General features: G+C 38.2%; 18 protein-coding genes. 2 read left to right on the top strand and 16 right to left on the bottom strand.

Annotated elements, in window-relative coordinates; translation table 11 throughout:
* Positions 1–8 precede the first annotated feature (8 nt).
* The 4 genes from ACWPV5_RS06475 to ACWPV5_RS06490 all read right to left on the bottom strand — a co-directional run bounded on the left by ACWPV5_RS06475 (position 9) and on the right by ACWPV5_RS06490 (position 6,867).
* The gene (locus ACWPV5_RS06475; RefSeq protein WP_454382930.1) at positions 9–1,622 is read right to left on the bottom strand and encodes a ribonuclease Y; all 1,614 of its coding nucleotides are present in this window, start codon (positions 1,620–1,622) and stop codon (positions 9–11) included.
* A 96-nt stretch (positions 1,623–1,718) separates the two neighbouring features.
* A complete protein-coding gene (locus ACWPV5_RS06480) occupies positions 1,719–3,419 on the bottom strand; it encodes a P-loop NTPase fold protein (protein ID WP_454382932.1) in 1,701 nt (566 codons plus the stop codon).
* Between the two features lie 281 nt (positions 3,420–3,700).
* Positions 3,701–3,853 carry a type II toxin-antitoxin system Phd/YefM family antitoxin gene (locus tag ACWPV5_RS06485; protein WP_261048206.1) on the bottom strand — a complete coding sequence of 51 codons (153 nt, stop codon included), beginning with the start codon at positions 3,851–3,853 and terminating at the stop codon, positions 3,701–3,703.
* Between the two features lie 8 nt (positions 3,854–3,861).
* Positions 3,862–6,867 (bottom strand): SEC10/PgrA surface exclusion domain-containing protein, encoded by a 3,006-nt coding sequence (locus tag ACWPV5_RS06490; protein WP_454382934.1) that lies wholly within the window; start codon positions 6,865–6,867, stop codon positions 3,862–3,864.
* 135 nt (positions 6,868–7,002) lie between these two features.
* On the opposite strand from ACWPV5_RS06490, the gene ACWPV5_RS06495 reads away from it, so the two are divergent.
* Positions 7,003–7,341, top strand: coding sequence for a helix-turn-helix domain-containing protein (locus ACWPV5_RS06495; protein ID WP_261083230.1), 339 nt, complete (start codon positions 7,003–7,005; stop codon positions 7,339–7,341).
* A gap of 368 nt (positions 7,342–7,709) precedes the next feature.
* On the top strand, positions 7,710–8,087 hold the full coding sequence (locus ACWPV5_RS06500; protein WP_261048209.1) for a helix-turn-helix domain-containing protein: 378 nt from the start codon (positions 7,710–7,712) through the stop codon (positions 8,085–8,087).
* A gap of 153 nt (positions 8,088–8,240) precedes the next feature.
* On the opposite strand, the gene ACWPV5_RS06505 is transcribed toward ACWPV5_RS06500, so the two are convergent.
* The 12 genes from ACWPV5_RS06505 to ACWPV5_RS06560 form a co-directional block, all read right to left on the bottom strand.
* A complete protein-coding gene (locus ACWPV5_RS06505; protein WP_261048210.1) occupies positions 8,241–9,338 on the bottom strand; it encodes a nucleotidyltransferase in 1,098 nt (365 codons plus the stop codon).
* Positions 9,339–9,361: 23 nt separating this feature from the next.
* Positions 9,362–11,173 carry an NACHT domain-containing protein gene (locus ACWPV5_RS06510; protein ID WP_261048211.1) on the bottom strand — a complete coding sequence of 604 codons (1,812 nt, stop codon included), beginning with the start codon at positions 11,171–11,173 and terminating at the stop codon, positions 9,362–9,364.
* Positions 11,174–11,213: 40 nt separating this feature from the next.
* Positions 11,214–11,954 carry a class I SAM-dependent DNA methyltransferase gene (locus ACWPV5_RS06515; protein ID WP_454382937.1) on the bottom strand — a complete coding sequence of 247 codons (741 nt, stop codon included), beginning with the start codon at positions 11,952–11,954 and terminating at the stop codon, positions 11,214–11,216.
* Positions 11,955–12,063: 109 nt separating this feature from the next.
* Positions 12,064–12,417, bottom strand: a complete 354-nt coding sequence (gene rsfS, locus ACWPV5_RS06520) for a ribosome silencing factor (RefSeq protein ID WP_261024139.1) — start codon at positions 12,415–12,417, stop codon at positions 12,064–12,066.
* A gap of 12 nt (positions 12,418–12,429) precedes the next feature.
* A complete protein-coding gene (locus ACWPV5_RS06525) occupies positions 12,430–12,930 on the bottom strand; it encodes a cysteine hydrolase family protein (protein WP_000844698.1) in 501 nt (166 codons plus the stop codon).
* Positions 12,931–13,524, bottom strand: coding sequence for a bis(5'-nucleosyl)-tetraphosphatase (symmetrical) YqeK (yqeK, locus tag ACWPV5_RS06530; protein WP_261024140.1), 594 nt, complete (start codon positions 13,522–13,524; stop codon positions 12,931–12,933).
* Positions 13,524–14,153, bottom strand: a complete 630-nt coding sequence (locus ACWPV5_RS06535) for a nicotinate-nucleotide adenylyltransferase (RefSeq protein ID WP_261024142.1) — start codon at positions 14,151–14,153, stop codon at positions 13,524–13,526. The genes yqeK and ACWPV5_RS06535 overlap by 1 nt, the downstream gene beginning before the upstream one ends.
* A gap of 50 nt (positions 14,154–14,203) precedes the next feature.
* Positions 14,204–14,515 carry a ribosome assembly RNA-binding protein YhbY gene (gene yhbY / locus ACWPV5_RS06540; protein ID WP_000060169.1) on the bottom strand — a complete coding sequence of 104 codons (312 nt, stop codon included), beginning with the start codon at positions 14,513–14,515 and terminating at the stop codon, positions 14,204–14,206.
* Positions 14,516–14,727: 212 nt separating this feature from the next.
* Positions 14,728–15,834, bottom strand: a complete 1,107-nt coding sequence (gene yqeH, locus ACWPV5_RS06545; RefSeq protein WP_454382940.1) for a ribosome biogenesis GTPase YqeH — start codon at positions 15,832–15,834, stop codon at positions 14,728–14,730.
* A gap of 2 nt (positions 15,835–15,836) precedes the next feature.
* Positions 15,837–16,364: a YqeG family HAD IIIA-type phosphatase gene (locus ACWPV5_RS06550; protein WP_261024144.1), complete on the bottom strand. Its 528-nt coding sequence runs from the start codon at positions 16,362–16,364 to the stop codon at positions 15,837–15,839.
* A gap of 16 nt (positions 16,365–16,380) precedes the next feature.
* Entirely contained in the window at positions 16,381–17,286 is a 906-nt protein-coding gene (locus ACWPV5_RS06555; RefSeq protein ID WP_000242267.1) for a magnesium transporter CorA family protein, read from the bottom strand.
* A 51-nt stretch (positions 17,287–17,337) separates the two neighbouring features.
* A complete protein-coding gene (locus tag ACWPV5_RS06560) occupies positions 17,338–17,904 on the bottom strand; it encodes a mechanosensitive ion channel family protein (RefSeq protein WP_219966921.1) in 567 nt (188 codons plus the stop codon).
* Positions 17,905–18,047 lie beyond the last annotated feature (143 nt).

Below are 18,047 nucleotides of genomic sequence, written 5' to 3' on the forward strand. Positions count from 1 at the left end.
TTTCTTATTTATTTAGCATAATCTACTGCACGAAGCTCGCGAATCACGGTTACCTTGATATTTCCTGGGTAATCGAGATTGTTTTCAATTTTCTCACGAACTTTGTGAGCCAAGATTGTGACTTTGTCGTCCTTGATTTGTCCTGGATTGACCATGATACGAATTTCACGTCCTGCTTGAAGGGCAAAGCTAGTTTGTACTCCTTCAAAGCCATTCGCAATTTCTTCCAAATCATGGAGACGCTTGATGTAGCTTTCAAGAGACTCACTACGAGCACCTGGACGGGCCGCACTCAAAGCATCTGCTGCAGCAACGATCACTGCAATCACACTTTCAGCTTCAACATCACCGTGGTGACTAGCAATCGTATTGACCACAACTGGGTGTTCCTTGTACTTACGGGCCAATTCCATACCGATTTCAACGTGGCTACCCTCAACCTCGCGGTCAATGGCTTTTCCGATATCGTGAAGGAATCCAGCACGACGGGCAAGAGCCGCATTTTCACCAAGTTCGCTCGCCATGATACCAGCTAACTTAGCAACTTCAATCGAATGGCGCAAGACATTTTGTCCATATGAAGTACGGAACTGCAAACGTCCCATAATCTTCATCAAGTCCGGATGAAGGTTTGGCGCACCAATTTCATAGGCAGCAGCCTCACCATATTCACGGATCTTATTGTCAATCTCTTGACGGTTTTTCTCAACCAACTCTTCGATACGAGCTGGGTGGATACGACCATCTTTGAGCAACATTTCCATAGTCATACGGGCAATCTCACGACGAATCGGATCAAATCCTGACAAGGTCACCACTTCTGGTGTATCGTCGATAATCACATCGACCCCTGTCAAACTTTCAAAGGTACGAATGTTACGACCTTCACGACCAATAATGCGTCCCTTCATAGTATCGTCTGGCAGATGAACTGTTGAGTTTGTTGACTCCGCTACATATTCACCAGCGATACGTTGCATAGCTTGAACCAGTATGTCCTTGGCCATTTTGTCAGAACGTTCCTTGACCTCTTGCTCAGCTTCGCGAATACGGCTAGCAATCTCCTTGGTCAAGTTCTCCTCTGTCTGTGCCAAGATAATATCTCGTGCTTCTGCCTGAGACAGGGCACCAATACGCTCTAACTCTGCTTCTTTTTGTCTTTCGACTTCCTCTAATTGCTCTTCACGCGCATCAAGGTTTTTCGCTCTATCAGAAATACTTTGTTCTTTTTGTTCAAGTGTTTGTTCTTTACTCGTCAAATTATCGTCCTTACGGTCGAGGCTAGTATCTCTCTCGGTCAAACGACTTTCGATTTGTTTGAGTTCTTGACGTTCTGATTTGAATTCAGCGTCCACTTCTTCACGGTATTTTCTGGCTTCTTCTTTGGCCTCCAATAGTGCTTCTTTTTTAAGAGACTTGCTTTCACGCTTGGCTTCATTAACAAGTAAATCGGCTTCACGTTCAGCTTGTCCACGTAAATTAGTTGCTTCTTGTTCAGCATTTAAAAGCATCAACTCTGCAGCTTCCTGAGATGATTTCATCTTGGCTGAGATGCTGACATATCCAATGACTAAACCAATGATGACGGCAAAAACAGCAATCGCAAGCGACATGATTTCCATGTTTTTACCTCATTTTATTGTTATTCCGAATGACATACATTCTTTTACATTCTACCATAAAAAAGTGATTTTCACAAACCTAAAATAGAATATGAACTATTGAAATTTAGCTTGAAGTTCAGACAAAGATCTATTTATTTCAAAACTCCCTTGTATTAATTCGTCTAATGGAATATGATTAATTTTAATTTGTCTCTTTAACTCCATAGGTAGGCAATATTTGATAAAATTCTGATATTTTATTTCTCCCAATTCATTTAAGTCATTCATTTGATAATTGTCTTTTATTCTATTATTCAAAATATCATAATAAATTTCAACTAGACACTCTTCTTTACCAAAACTAGGAGATTTATATTCTTCAAAATAAACATTTTTGCTTGTTATAAACAGATTACTTAGTCTTACTTCCCAGAGACACGATAACAATTTAAAATAATATTTAAGTCCGAAAATATCAATAATTTCAGGATGTATTTCTTCCTCTGCAGTAAGTGAAGCATGCACAAAACTTAAACTTACAATCTTCTCTAACATCTCAAAATGAAAATATGCACCTGACTCATAGAACTTGTAATACTCATCTATTTCATAATTGCCTTCATAAGTGATATAAAATTTAAAAAATGATACTAGAATACTATCTGTTCCCATGCGTCCATTCATGCAATCAACGATATAATTTGATATCTTTCTACTAGAATATGGTAGAAGTTCATTCATTCTATAATCACTCTCAATTATATTTGAAAGTTCCTCTATTGATTTCTGGAACTCTCTTAAACTTGGCTTTTTAACTTTTGAATCTTTATTTTTATCTTGTACAACTCTCTCATCTATATTTCCATAATAAATTTTATAAATTAGTGATAAAATTTTCCCAAGGTCATTATCTCTCAATTTACTCTTTTTCAAAATGTTATCTATGACTTCTTCTGTACATACCATTTGATGTTGATTTAGTTTAAATTTATTATCAGTGAGATTCTCCTTTGTTAACTTTATTTCCTCACTATTTAAAATTACAATAATTTTAAACTTTTTATTTTCAGAAAGATAGTTAATGTATCCCAATAAATCATTGTAATCTGAAGGGTTATCTGATTTTCCTGTATATGAAACCCGTTCAAAATCATCAAAAATAATGATAGAATTTCGCTTCATTAAATCCGTTCCAACTGTTTTAAAGAACCATTTAAAAACTCCTCCAACAAGTGGAATAAAGTCCAAATTTCCGAGTGTGGATTGTTTTTCTATCTCATTAATCAATATTTTCTCGGCTTGCTCTCTTGTTTTTATCCCAAAGCAGGAAATATAGTAGATTTCTTGCTTTTTGTAAATTTGATTTTCAAAAAACTTCTTTATAAAAAATGTTTTCCCACTTCCCCAAGGACCATCCAACCAAAACACATTATGACTATAGTCTGAAGTATTTAAAAACTCCACTAGATGAGTTTGAAAAGGATAGTCATCTAAATCATATTCCGGAAATAGCTCTGGATCCAGTTTTTTATAACTAATTTTTTTAAAAATTATATCTAAAAACCAGAACAGTATTGTTGGTATAGTCAATACTAACAATGGTACTACACGATTCTCATACAAAAATAAAATAATATTTTTTAAACAATCATTATTAGATACAAATTTATAGATAGGTGAAGCAAAGCGCTTAAATTGTTCAATCTCAAGTGCAAGATACAGTACCCATATACTAGCTATAAATATTTTGTAACATTCAATAACTCTAACATTACTACTCCATGATGGTCTTTGCAATAGATATTTCAGTTTCATTATATTTCTCATAGTTTCTATTTTTATCAACATTGTTATAATTATACCACAGAATATCATTCATTAATATGGACAGACGATAAACACGGTAATTTATTATACTAAAAACATACCACTTTGATTGATTTTCTTAAGAGAAATAATTGATATTAACAAATATCGGATCCCAAATATGTACCAAAAAGTCCACCTTTCAGTAGACTTCCTAATAATCGTTAGAATGCAAGAAATTTGTTTCTAACAACAGCAAGATTTCACTCAGGCATTCTCTGTAAACTAGACTAATGTCCTGCGCGAATTTGGGCCATTCCTCGTAAGATTTTGTCAGAAAGTTCCTTATTTTGAGCGATTCTCAGGGTTTCCTGAATACTGTTCCAGTCGCTCTTCAAAAGAGGCACTATCAAAGCTTCAAATTCATCATTTACCTTCTTCATGTAGTCCTTTATACCCACTCACCATTGGCATTGACCGTATAGCCATCTGGTGTAGTAGTATTCACTGCCAAAGCTCCTGAACTATAGGCATAGTACCATTTCCCAGAAACCGAAAACCAGCCTGTTTTCATAGCTCCAGCGTTATCAAGATAATACCATGTATCATTATCTTTTACCCAACCAATAGCCATTTTACCGCTATCTTTAAGATAGTACCATGTCCCATTGTCTTTGACCCAGCCTGTAGCCAGTGAACCTGTTTCATTCAAGTAATACCATGAGTCACCAGTTTTGACCCAGCCAGTTTGCATCCAGCCTGTATTGTCAAAGTAATACCATGTACCCTTGATTTGTTCCCAACCATTGCTAGTGTAGGAACCGTCTTCGTGCTGGTACCACCAGCGACCAGCTAACTCAATCCAGTTACCAGCTTGAGAATCTTTTGAAGTCTTAGTTTCCGTTTTTTGTTTGGCAACTACATCTACTTTGGCTTTATCTTTACCAGACACTCCACCATTGTTATTCACAACAGGAACTTCAACATGTGGAGTTGTTGGAACAACAGGAGCTACAGGAACGCTAGGAACAGATGGAGTTGTTGGAAGTACGTACTCTGGAAGAGCTGGACGAACTTCAGGGATACCCTTTTCTGTTACAGGATGTTTCTTCAACTCTTCTGCTTGAAGACGAGCTTGCTCTGCTTCGTAACTTGCTTTTGCTACTGCATAAGCCTTATGCGCTTCTTTGGCTACTTTTTCTTTTGCTTCAAGTGCTTCTTGCGCAGTTGTTTGGTTTGCTTGTGCTTCTTTAAGCACTTCTTCTGCGTCTTTCAACTCTGCCTTGCGAGCTTCAAGCTCTTTGGCAGCAACTTTCAAATCTCGAACCAACTCTTTTGAAGAAGCAACTTGTACTTTTGCTTCTTTAAGTGCTTCTTTGGCAACAGATACCGCTTGGGTAGCTTCTTCTGCTTTCTCTTGAAGAGAAGAAAGAGTGGCTTTCTCTGCTTTTGTCTCTGCTTTGGCTTGGTTGAATTCGTTCTCTGCTTCTTGTGCAGTTGCTTTCAACTCTGCCAACTTCGCTTCTTTATCTGCCTTTGTAGCAGACAAAGTAGCAACCAAGGCATTAGCATTTGAAAGAGCAACAACGGCTTGATTATGAGTTGTTGTAGCAGATTGAAGGGTTTCTTTCAAGGCTTTTGTATCTACCAACTTAGCTTCTTGGGCTTTCAAGTTTGAATTTGCAGTTTGCAATGCTGTTTCTGCTTCGCTTACAGCTTGGTTAGCAGTTTTAAGAGTTTCTTCTGCTTGTGCTTTTTCTGCCTTTTTAGCTTCTAGTTTTGTATTTGTGGAGTCACCTTTGCGAGCTACTGTGTAAGGATTTGCAATCTCTTTTGTGTCGAACTTAGAACCCTTTACCTCAGATTCAGTAACTCCAAGAACATGATTTATATAAAGTTCATTAACTGAACTCTGAGCAAAACCTCCAAAATAAACCTGATAATCTGGATTTGTGAACTGTAAAGTACCATCAAAGTGACCAAAATCATGTTTAGTACTAACTAAAAGAGAAATTGAATTAAATAACTTCTCCTTCATTTCCGCTTTCGTCAAGTATCGAATAGCAATATGGGAAGAAGTATTGTAATAAGTAGCAGAGTTCTCATAACCTTGAAGACCTTGATTCAATTCCTCTTCAGTTGGATGCAAACCATTCAAACCATAAGCATCTGCTACCGCATGGATACCTTTGGCATAGTGTCCAAAAAATCCACGGTTCCTCTGTTCTTCAAATTTATCAAGGGACCAACCACCTTTGATATACTCTTTCGCTACTTTTTCAGCAAACTCAAAAGAACTACTTGTTACTACAATATCAGATAAACCAAGCTGTTCACGCATACCTGAAATCAAGTCTGCTGCAAACAAAGTCAAATCATCTCGAATATCTTTTGGTAAGTTATTGACATCATATAGCTTGCTATCCGATTTATCATCTTCTCCGATAACAAGTTCTTTTGATTGAATACTTTGAGCAATCATTTGAGTAATTTCAGCTTCCAAATTCGATGACTTAACACTATATTCATCATAAGCAGCTTGGTTACCTGTTAAACCTGAATTGTCAAAATCTCTCTTTAATTTAATCGACTCCTTAACTTTAGCAATAATCTTAGTATCCAATGTGATACTACCTTTTGAAAACAGTTTAGAGGATTTTAATATACCTTCCAAATCTGCAGTGATTGCTTTAAGTGCTTTGTCTGCCTTTTTTTGTTCCGCTTTAGCATCCGATACCACTTGAGTTTTTGTAGCAATCTCTGCCTTTGTTTCTTCAATTTGCGCTTTTGTAGCTTGATTTGCGTTTTCTGCATTTTTTAAGGCAGTTTCTGCATCTGTTTGCGCTTGTTTGCTTGTTTTTTCGGCTTCTACGGCTTCTTTTTGTGCTTCCTTGGCATTTTCCAAGCCTTTGCCATTAACAGCGTCTGTGGCGATTTGAACCGCTTCTGTGGCACTTGTAAATGCTTTTTCTTTTGTAGCCTGAGTATCTTCTTTTTCTGCTACAACTGCTTCTTGTGCAGATACCGCTTGGTTTGCTTCTGTAGCTTTTGCTTCTGCATTTTTAACGGCCTCTTCTTTTGCAGGAACTTCTGCTTCTGCCTTAACAACTTCTTTTTCTGCCTCTGCAATAACGGCTGGGCTTGCTTTTTTCGCAAAATCCTCTGCTTTTTTCACAGCTTCTGTTTTCTCATTGACAAGAGAATCCGCCGCATTTGTAGCACGCTTGGCATCTTTGACTGCCTGTTTTGCTTCTACTACAGCTTGATCCGCTTTCTTAGCTTCTGCTTCTTTTGTAGCAACCTCTTCTTTTGTCGCCACCGCAGGAGTAGTTGTTTCCACAACCTCCGCCTTTGGCGCTTCCACATTAACTGGTTTTGGAGCGACTTCTTCTGCGCCTACTGTGTGGGCTAGGGATGCGATAGCGACTGCTGTCATTGCGATTGTTGATTTTTTCATATTGTTTCCTCTTTTTTCTTTATAAACTTATTATACCACAAAACAACCTTTAAAGGTTATTTATGTGTAAAATAACTTTAAAAAGTCTAAAATTTGTACCATTTTGACTGTATCATGTAAGTAGCGAGGTACTACATGACAAATAACAAAACCAATCTTCAAGATTACATCTCTAAAAGAATCCGTCTATTGCGCTTAGAAAGAGGATATACTCAAGAACAACTAGAAGAGATGGCTGATTTGGGTACTAATTATATCTACAAATTAGAAAATCTTTCAACTAACTTAAAGATTCAAACGCTAGAGAAAGTAATGGAAGCCTTAGAAGTAGATTTAGATACATTCTTTGATATACAATTAAAAGAAGAAGACCCCAAAATTTCTCTACTTGTTGATGAATTAAAAACTCTTCCAACAGAACAACGCTCCCGAGTCTTAGATGCCTTGATGCTCATTCTCAAAGAAGTCAAATAACAGATGTTTTGATTTGCTTCTTTATCATTTGCAATCATTAGATTTCCCATAATTTTTTAAGAAGGCGCGAAGCTTTCTTTTTTACTTTTATATAGATAACTATAGTCAGATAGTTCAAAATACCATTTTCGAATGTCGATAAGACTGACAAATCTCTTACTTGTCTACCACAAGGTGGATGAATCACTTGCGACTATCACTACTATCTTCTCTCTACCTTTTAACCTAGAATCAGTCATATCTAAATCCCTATTGTATAGTTTTCAGTCTATTTATTATCATTTGTACTGCTTTACCATACTTTTGTTATTTTGTATAGTTTATTGTACTTATTTTTAAAGAAAATAGATAGTAAAATGATATATAATATGAAACATGATAGATTACAAAAACATATCGCTTTTCGAATCCGTGAATGTCGAAAAGAACAGAAATTAAGTCAAGAGAAATTATCAGAATTAGCTGGCTTGGGTATCAAGGCAATTCAAAACATGGAAAATATGAAATATGATTTTAAGATAAAAACTCTTGAATCGGTAATCAAAGCATTAGGTATTACCGTAGAAGAATTCTTTAACCTACAAGCATATGATGTAGAAAGAAAAGAGTTCCTTAAGCTACAAGCATATGACTCAGAGAGTGAAGACTCCCTAGAAATACTTTTCGACAACCTAACAAAGTTACCCAAAGAGAAACAAGGAAAAATTATATCCTCCTTTAATGAAATTGTAAAAAACATAAAATAAATATAGATGATAAGGAAGCTTTCAACGAATAAACAAGGCTTCTAATAGAACAAATTTATAAGGTATTCAATACTTTATAACAGAGAACAAGAAAAGAACCAACTGAAAGCCATTTCCCAACTTTTAGTAGGTTCTTTTTATCCTATCCATATTCTAGTTCTTTTCTATTCTAATCGGCACTCTTCCAAAATTCTGCTCTGCTATACTTGGATTTCCAAGTTGATAAATCTGGTCTGCCTTTTGGGTCATAGCATCCCAAGGTTCTTTGCCAATTCGGCTGACTAGACTGACCTGAGCTTTCAAAGACTTGAGATGTTGCCTGCCTTTTTCGGTAAAGCCAAGGACATGAATCCCTTCTGGCAAGTCACTTTCTCTAGCTTGCACCAAAATATAGGCCAAGAGGCGTCTGACACGCGCCTTGGTGTAACGTTTGGTCGCAACTGCCTCAACCAAGTCTTCCACAGACTGGGCTGTCTTGATGGCATCCTTGATGCGCACTGCCATTTCTTGATTGACCTGATAGATAGTGGTTAGGTCTGGATTGGACAAAATTTGATAGCGGAGCAAGGGAAAATAGTCATACCAGCCCACCTTACTGGCCTGCTCAAAAAGGGTAATAGAAGGCATAAAGCGTTCTAAGAAATCTTGGTCATTCTGGTGCTGACGAAGAGCTGTCGCCGAGGCAAAGTCCACATCCTTAGCCACAGAATGGTAACCCGCCCCCTGACGCTGAATCGGATGCAGTTTGATATTTCGTCCTGCAACTGCCTTGGCATAGGCCAGGGCAAGGACATGATTGGGCGTATTGCCAGAAAAATCAAGCCCTGCAAATTCCTTCCACATGGCCTGGGTCTTCTGGGGATAAGAGAGGGAATCAGGCAAATTTTCCACAAATTTCTCCATCTCAGCACCTTGCTCTGTGTATAAGTCAGCGATTTTCTGGTAATCCAGAACTTCTTCTGTCCCAAAGGCTAGAGTATCAATCCCCAACCGAGCCAAGATATCCACAGCTCCTTGGCCAAAGAAATCTGCCGCCTGAACACTGACTAAAAAGGGCAATTCTACTACCAAATCTGCGCCATTTTCCAGAGCCATCTGGGCTCGTGTCCACTTGTCCACGATAGCAGGCTCTCCACGCTGCATGAAATTCCCTGACATAGCAACGATTTTCAGCCCCTCAGCCTGATTTAGCAGGTATTTATGCCCATTATGAAAAGGATTGAACTCCGCGATAATACCCGTGATAGTCATAGTAATCTCCTACTTCTTTAATATTAAATTGAATCAATTATATTCTGTAGACTCCGTTTTTTAGTGGTTGTTTCCTCAATGAATTTAATTGACCATTCTTTTAAGTAATTGTGTCTACGAAAATACCAGCCATTTACCCACTTATTAATTAAATTTTTTTCGACCTCAGTCAATCGATTATAATATTTTCTTTTATCTATCTCCCAATTCGATACTATACTTGCCTCCAATTTTTCAATGCTTTCGTATTCACTTATCGACAAAATATCAACTCCTATGTTATCAAATATTAAAAATTGCAAGCTAAAATAAAAGTTAACTTCCTTTGTTAGTAAAAAATGCAGTTCTAATTTGTTTTCTCTACTATCTTTTCTACAGATAAAGTAATTGAAACACGTAACAATTTTCTCTGTGATATCTCCCATTCTTCTATACTTTTCATCCATACTTTCTATGATTGGAATACATAAATTTTTGTAAGTCCTTTCTTTCTGTATTTTAAAAAGTGCATTCATAAAAGTTTTATGTGCTACAATATTATTCCTGTCTGCTTCAGACCACTTAATTAGTATCTGTTTTTGGAGTTTATCATCTAGCTGATTAACACCTACTGCAGCAAAGTATTCTTGAAATGAACGGTGAGAGAACTTTAAACTAACGCCTTCTTGAAGCATCATGCAAGCACTATGAGTCGCATCATAAACTATATCATTTGTCTTTAATTCAAGGTTATTTTTTAAACAATATTTAGTAATTATTTCATCAAGCGTAGTTCTATCGAAATCTACTTTTCCTTCAAAGAATGTTTTTAAACCAATGTAGGCTAATATATTTCGAAATTCCTCAGGAGTTAATTTTGCTTTTAGTTCTCTTTTATATCCTGATTTAGATGCATCATGTCTTTGGTACAATGTATAAAAGGCCTGATTATAAAAATCAGTTAAATTATTTGGAATAGAAGCACCAGCTTCGTAAGTCATTAACATAATTGTTAATAGGAGTGGGATAGAAGCAAAAGATTCATGAGTATCATATAAATGGGCCTTTAATTCTCTATAAAAACGCCTTTTTACTTTCTCATCGTAATTCAACTTATCAATTAAGGCTAACGCTTGCTCTTTATTTAATTTTTTTATCTCATATTCAGCAAACTGATTCCAACCAATAAATTCCTCAGACGGTCTTGACGACAAAACATATCTATTGCTATTGTATAACGTTACAAATTCTTTAATTTCTTTGTCTAACCAAGAACGTTTTGAAGGATTAACCTCATCTAAACCATCAAAAATTATTGTATATCTTCCAGCGTCTAATGTCGCTTTAAAATATTTCTTTTCTAAATTTAAATGATGATTTTGAACCTCTTGGTAAATAAAATCGACTAATTCATTTTCTGAAAAATCAGATTCATTAAGTGATTTTAATTCAATAAAAACTGGAATTGATGTCGCTTGTTGTACTTGATTGATAAAAATATGCTTTACAAGCATTGATTTACCAATCCCACCCGTTCCTGTTAAAATAACGTTAGATGTTTTTTCAAAAATCAATTCTGTGTTAGTGGTTTCTATTAAATCTGAATTATTATCATCTAAATAAACATGCTCATAAAAATCATATAAAAATTTACCTTCATTTTTATACAACAATGTTTTTACAGTAGAATATTTATCATAAGTAAATTTTAAATAATTCTGATAAACAACACCTAACTCTTCTTCTGTTTTAAACTGTAAGTTGTTATAAATTTGCTTTAACTTTTGATAAATTTTAGGTATATTGGTAATTACTTCTTTTTCAAGAATATCACCAAATGATACTGGTATATTCATTTTCCCTTACCTCCTAAGCATAAGATTAACAATATTTGGTTTACTTCTCACACACAAAAAACCAACGGGTGCTTGTCTCTGTCGGATCCTTGTCCTCAAAGTCGGCATAGAGTTTGAATGACTTGAAACCAGCCTGTTCCAGCAAAATATCATAGGTCAGAACCTCATAAGTCCGCTCCTCATGCACTTCATCATGGCGACTAAAGGAACCGTCTGCCTCCTTGATAAAGAAAGTCAGCTCATGGACGATAGAGTGAGGTGCTGCATCCTCATAGGTATCCCAAAGCATAGCGAAGTCTTCTGCATTTTCATGGTAGGAATAGCCTGGAAAAACCTCATCCGTCTGGTAAGTCGAATGCACATCAAAGATGAAAACTCCGTCTTCGTTGAGAGCATTATAGACTTCTTTAAAAACGTCCCCTACTTCCACCTCATCCTGCATATAGCAGATTGAGTCCGAATAACAAGTGACAAAATCATATTGACCTGCCTTGGACAAATCCAGCATATTGCCTTCAATAAAGTCAATCTTTTGTTTGGCTGAAGCAGCTCTCTTCTCAGCAATCTTCAACATATCCGCACTCAAATCAAGACCAGTCACATCAAAACCAGCCTGAGAGAAGCGCACCGATTGAATTCCTGTCCCACAAGCCAGTTCCAAGAGTTTCTTTCTCTCCTTAGTTTTTGGCAAATGACGCAGCGAAAAATCCGTCCATTTGTCGTATAAACTATCGTCCATCACAGCATCGTAAACAGCCGCAAAAGTTTCATAAGTTGCCATAAAACATGATACCAAGAGCCTCCATGGCAAACACCACTCGCCCTATACCTTTCCATCAATTTTCTAAAATAAGCAAAGAAACCCAGTTGACTACAACTGAGTTCATCTTCTAAGCAAGAGCTTCTGAAATATCTACTGAATTCGCCTCATGCCATAGTTTTTCTAGGTTATAGTGGACACGCATTTCTTCTGAGAAGATATGCACAACGACAGCACCGAGGTCTAGTAGGACCCAGCCTCCAGCTGCATTACCTTCGATATAGCTACCTTTAAAGCCTGCTTGAGCTACTTTTTCACGGATATTATCAGCGATAGCATCCAACTGACGGCTATTCATTGAGCTAGTGATAACAAAGTAGTCCGTCACGCTGGTCAATTCTTGTACGTCAAGTGCGAGGATATCCTCCGCACGTTTCTCATCAGCCGCTTTCACGACTAGTTCTAGTAATTCTTTTTCGTTCATTTAGTCCTCTTTCTAGAAAATATGTTTGTAATCTAGGACATCTGCAAAGCGCCCCTCCCAAATGCCCTCATAAAATTCATTTATCGTTTCTGCTGGAATGTCTTTCCCATCAAACGTTGTGCAAGTTCCTTCTGGAATAATAAGCTGATAGCCATATTCAAAAGCAACCTTGACAGAGGTATCCACACAATATTCTGTCTGCATACCACATAAAACTAATTTGTCAATCCCCTGTTTATCCAAGTATTCTTTTAAACCAGTTTCTTTGAAAATACTGTTATACTTCTTCTGAAAGACCTTTTCATTAGGTTTTCGACTTAAAAGCTCAGATAACTGCCAATCTTCTGATGTTTGAGCTTCAGCGTTCTCAATATGTTGAACATAAATAATTTCGATATTCTTGCTTCTAGCCTGGTTTTGTAAATAAGAAATTTTGTCCAATAGACTATTTGTCTGAAAACCGGTTTCCACTAAAATATTCTGAACATCAATGATTATAAAAGCCGTTTTCATTTAGTCCTCTTTCAAATAGTGCACAAAGGCGTTATAGGTTTCAAGGGTTTGGGGATAGATGGGGAATCCCTGATGAGCTAGATGCTCCACGGTACGAGCTGTTTCGTAGGCCACTGCCTTATTGAGCGATAGCTCAGCAATTTCACGCGCCACATCCACTCCAGGAAATGCCCGATTGTGCTCGATATAGTCTGCTACATAGATAACCTTATCTAGGTCTGTCATCTGACCAGCCCCAACTGTATGGATTTCAATAGCTCGCAGAATTTCAGAATCTTGCAAGTTCAAAGCTTCCTGAATCTTGTAGATGCCGACCATACCATGCCAGACATTATTGCCCCAGTTTTTGAGGTCAGGGTCTAGCTGATAACGGTCAATCAAGTCTAGAAAATCCTGATCTGACAGCTTTTTAGCATAGTCATGAAGAAGGCCTGCTAAACCTGCCTTCTCAACATCCACTCCAAATCGTTGGGCTAGTTCTATGGCTGCACGCTCCACACCCAAGCAATGGGTTAAACGTTTTTCAGGTAGAAGCTCTGCCATTTTTTCCAACAAAGTCTCACGAGAGCAGTTGATATAGTCTTGATAGGCCATCAGTAAAGCCCCTCCTTCTCGATGTAGTCTAGCACTGGCTGAGGTAGGAGAAAGTTGGGTTTTCGTCCTTGGGCAAGGAAGTCACGCACCATGCTGGATGAGATATCCATGAGAGGCACATCCACCCAGATAACGGGATAGGAAGTCCCTGCCTTGTAGCGTGGGCGCTGAACCCCTACAAACTGAACCATGTCGACCAGCTCATCAATTCGGTACCACTTAGGCAGATAGTCTACCATGTCGGCACCGATGATAAAGTAATAATCCGTATCAGGATGTTGCTCTGTCAAGACTTTCATGGTGTCGTAGGTATAGGAAATGCCCTTGCGCTCCAACTCAATGGTTTCAATAGCTAAACCTTCGATTCCCTCAATCGCCAATTCAAGCATCTTGAGACGATGGTGTTCAGAGATGGTTTCTTTTTTATCTACGTGAGGAGGTTGGTATTCAGGCATGAGCAGAACCTGATCCAGTCCCAACTGTTGCCGTACTTGGTCCGCAACAATGAGATGGGCATTGTGAACAGGGTTAAAATTCCCCCCTAAAATCCCGACTTGTTTGCGTTTTTTCTCCTTGATTTCTGGCTCCAACTCTACCTTGGTAAAGGGAGTCAATAGTTCGATTGCCATAGGCTAGTCTCCTTTATTTCTCTGTAAAAACAGTTATTTGGAGTAGGTTTTTAGATTTCTTTGACTTTTTTAGAAATCTTGCGATTCTCTTTCTTGCTAGACTGTTTAAACAAAATCAAGATGCGTCCGATTTTTTGGACTGTATCCACACCGATTTCTTCTTCCAAGATTTCAGCTACTTCGTGGATATTTTCATCTGTGTTTTGCAAGAGCGTTACTTTAATCAATTCGCGTGCGTCAAGTGCCTGACGAACGCTGGTTTTGATTTGGTCGTTCAGTCCATTTTTCCCGATTTGGATGATGGGTTTGAGGGTGTGTGCCTGACTGTTAAGGAAGGCACGTTGTTTTGATGTTAATGACATAATTTCTTAAAAGAGTTTCTCTTTATACTTTTCTAAAGTGGTGGCGGACGTCAGCAAAGTCCTTCGGACTTTCATGACTAAAATTTGAGCCTAAGGTCTCAAATTTTCCGCAGTTGGTACAATCACTTGTACCAACTGACACCACAGCGAAAAGTATTCGTTATGGGCTCGCAAGGCTCGCCCGAATTTAGACAACTCTTTCCTTTCTGTGTTTAAATAATTGCTTTTCGTGTGACGACGGCGACTCCTTCTGGTGCCCAGACTGCGACTTTTGCTGTGCCTGTTACACGGATCCAGCCGAGTCCAGAGATGACTAGGTCTGTCTTTTCCTTAATATTAAAGACATGCTGGACTAATTTTGGAAAATCTTCTTTTTCCTTACTATTTGGTGGTGTCAGAAGAGTTCCGACGTGCTTATCGTAAAAGGCACTAGCGCCTTCAAGCTTAGTACGGTGGAGTTTCAATTCATTGTCAAAGAAGGCTGTGAATCCTTGCTTTTCACCCGCAATGAAATCAAAGCGTCCGAGACCACCTAAAAACAGGGTTTGTTCAGGATTGAGCTGATAGGTTTTAGGTTTAATTTCCTTTTTAGGGCTGACATACTTGAGGTTTTTAGCCGTCAAGTAATGGGCCATCTGGTGGCGGTGGATGATCCCCGGCGTATCATAAATATAAGATCCGTCGTCAAGCGGAATCTCAATCTTATCCAAGGTTGTCCCTGGGAAGCGCGAAGTCGTGATGACATTCTGATCACCCGTGATTTCTTGGATAATAGCATTGATAAGAGTTGATTTTCCAACGTTGGTCACACCGACCACATAGACATCACGGCCCTTACGGTAGTGTTCAATCTTGTCAATGACTTCCTTAATGGCATGTTTGTTTTGTGCCGAAGTTAGGACAACATCGACTGGACGAAGGCCTTCTTCGTGGGCACGCTCCATGAGCCACTGGCTAATCTTGCTCGGCTTAACTGACTTAGGGAGGATATCTTTTTTATTTCCTACCAAGAGAACATCGTTGCCCGATACAAAACGTGGCAAGCCTGGGATGACAGAGCCATTAAAATCAAAGATATCAATGACATTGACCACTAAGGCATCACTGTCTCCCACATCGTGCAAGAGCTTGAGGAAATCATCGTCCGTCAACTGGACATCCATGATTTCATTATAGTGGCGGAGACGGAAACAGCGTTGGCAATAGACTTCGCCAGTCTCCAAACCTTTTTCAAGTGCCGACTGGGGAGTAAATCCAAGTCCAGCCTTGTCTGTCGTCTGAATGGTTGCTCCACAACCAATACAGAGAATTTCTTCCATAGTTAAATTCCTTTTTTATATGTAATCGGTCCGTACTTTTCAGTGATTTTTCGCATGACACGACGCTCACGAGCTCGGTTAATCTGCGTTTTGATCGAGTCATGTTGGACCAAGGGTTTGACTAAAATCGAGCGAATGCCAGCACGGTGGGCTGCACGAATATCTGTCATGAGCTGATCGCCAACCATGACCACTTCACTTTTCTCATAGTGGAATTCCTTCATGGCACGGTCAATTCCCAATGTGAAGGGCTTCAAGGCCCAATAAATGTAATCAATTCCAAATTTCTCAACTGCTCGTTGGACGCGTTTTTTAGTGTTATTTGATACCACAATGATGCGAATGCCCGCGTCCCGAAGATCATGTAGCCATTGCTTCATCTCTGGCGTCCCGTCAGGGTTGTTCCAAGCAATGAGGGTATTGTCCAAATCGACCAAAACAGCCTTGATTCTATGCGCCTGCAGGCTTGGGACTGTCAGATCATAGACTGCTTCCACAGCAAAGTCTGGCATGTAGTTTTCAATCACCATTTTGGCTCCTTTTCTTTTATTTTCTAGTAATTTTCTTCAGCCATTGAGATAAGGCCACCCATAAAATCAAGCTAGTCATTAAGATATAAATCCAAGCATTTGGCTCTTCTGTAAATGGTAGAGGAACATTCATTCCGAAGAAACCTGTAATAACCGCAAGTACTGCTAGTAAGACGGAGATAATAGTCAAAATTGACAAACTATCATTCAAGTTATTGTTTAGGATGTTGTTGTAAGAAGCTGAGAGTTGTTGCAAGACTTGAGAAATCAAGTCTGTCATAGACACCAACTGATGGGCTTCAATCATGGCATCATCAAACTGCTCTCGTTCGACATCATTAAATCTCCGATAAAGAGCATGGCCCTGGATATGTTCCAAGAGGAGTCGATTTTGTTTTGCTGCTGCTGTCAAGTAAACCATACCAGTCTCCAAGTCAGAGAGGGCGAAGAGATTTTTCTTTGTTGTAGTTTGACGTAGCAAGGCACTAATTTCGTCCTTACTTTTATCCATCTCTTCAATGACAGGATAATAAGCGTTACTGATAATCTCTAAACCAGCAAAGAGAAACTTGTAAATAGAAAGCGACTCATGGCTATCCAGATAAGCTGACATCTGATCAATGACATAAGCATTCTTATGGTTGCTGATGGTAATCATTCGTTGTCTTTCGACGATAAAGGTCATCGGAATCGCTTCATAATATTCTTTGTCTTTTTCTAAATCAAGAACATTATAAATAAAGGTTACCGTCTCCGTTTCACGGTTATAATCCATATGAGCTCGTTCATTTCTATCCAGAGCATACTCAATGGTTTCCTTGTCCAATCCATAGATGTCAGAAAGATCTTCCATATTTTTAATCTTATCCACATCAAGGTCTATCCAGGTACAACCATTGCCCAACTGCTTTTCTAAAACCATCTTTTCTCCTTTATTAAACTCTTTCTATTGTACCATAAATCTGCTAAAATTTCAGGCCTGGTCTGTACGAGAGAAATTGCTGACAACGGTGATATTCCGATTGGGAACGAAGTGCAGAACCTGGTCTTCTCCTCTGAGTTGCGTTGTTCGAATGCCGACGCTGACAACCTTGCCCGATACAGTAATAGGCCCATTTGTCAGAACAACCTCATCTCCCACATCCAGTTGACGTTCGAAGAGGATGAAAAAGCCATTGATGACATCAGATAGAAAACCTTGGGCTCCCATACCAATAGCCACCCCAGCAATCCCAGCCCCTGCCAGCAAACTAGAAACTGGCAAACCCAAAATAGACAAGATACAGTAAAGTAAAAAGAAATAAAGGGTATAATTAAACACATTTTCTAGCAGGCGTGAGATAGTTTTCTGACGCCCGACATCGTGATGAGACATTTTTAGAGAAGGTTTAACAATTCTCTGCACCATGGTATGGAGCAATTTCTTAGCTATATAAAAGAGTAAAAATAAGAATAAAAGAGAAAGTAACTTGGTTAAGATATTCTCGATAATCGCTGTTACATCAAGCTTATTAAGGTAGGTTTGAATAAATTCTTTCATAGAAAACTCCTTTCATTTATTATACCATACTTTCATAAAGTGTCATTCTCCATAAATATTCAAAAATAATTTCAAAAATAGACAGAAAATTCTTGATTTTAGTTCATATTTATACTATAATCATAAACATTACACAACAAAGG

It is taken from the genome of Streptococcus sp. Marseille-Q7156 (genome assembly GCF_965119495.1).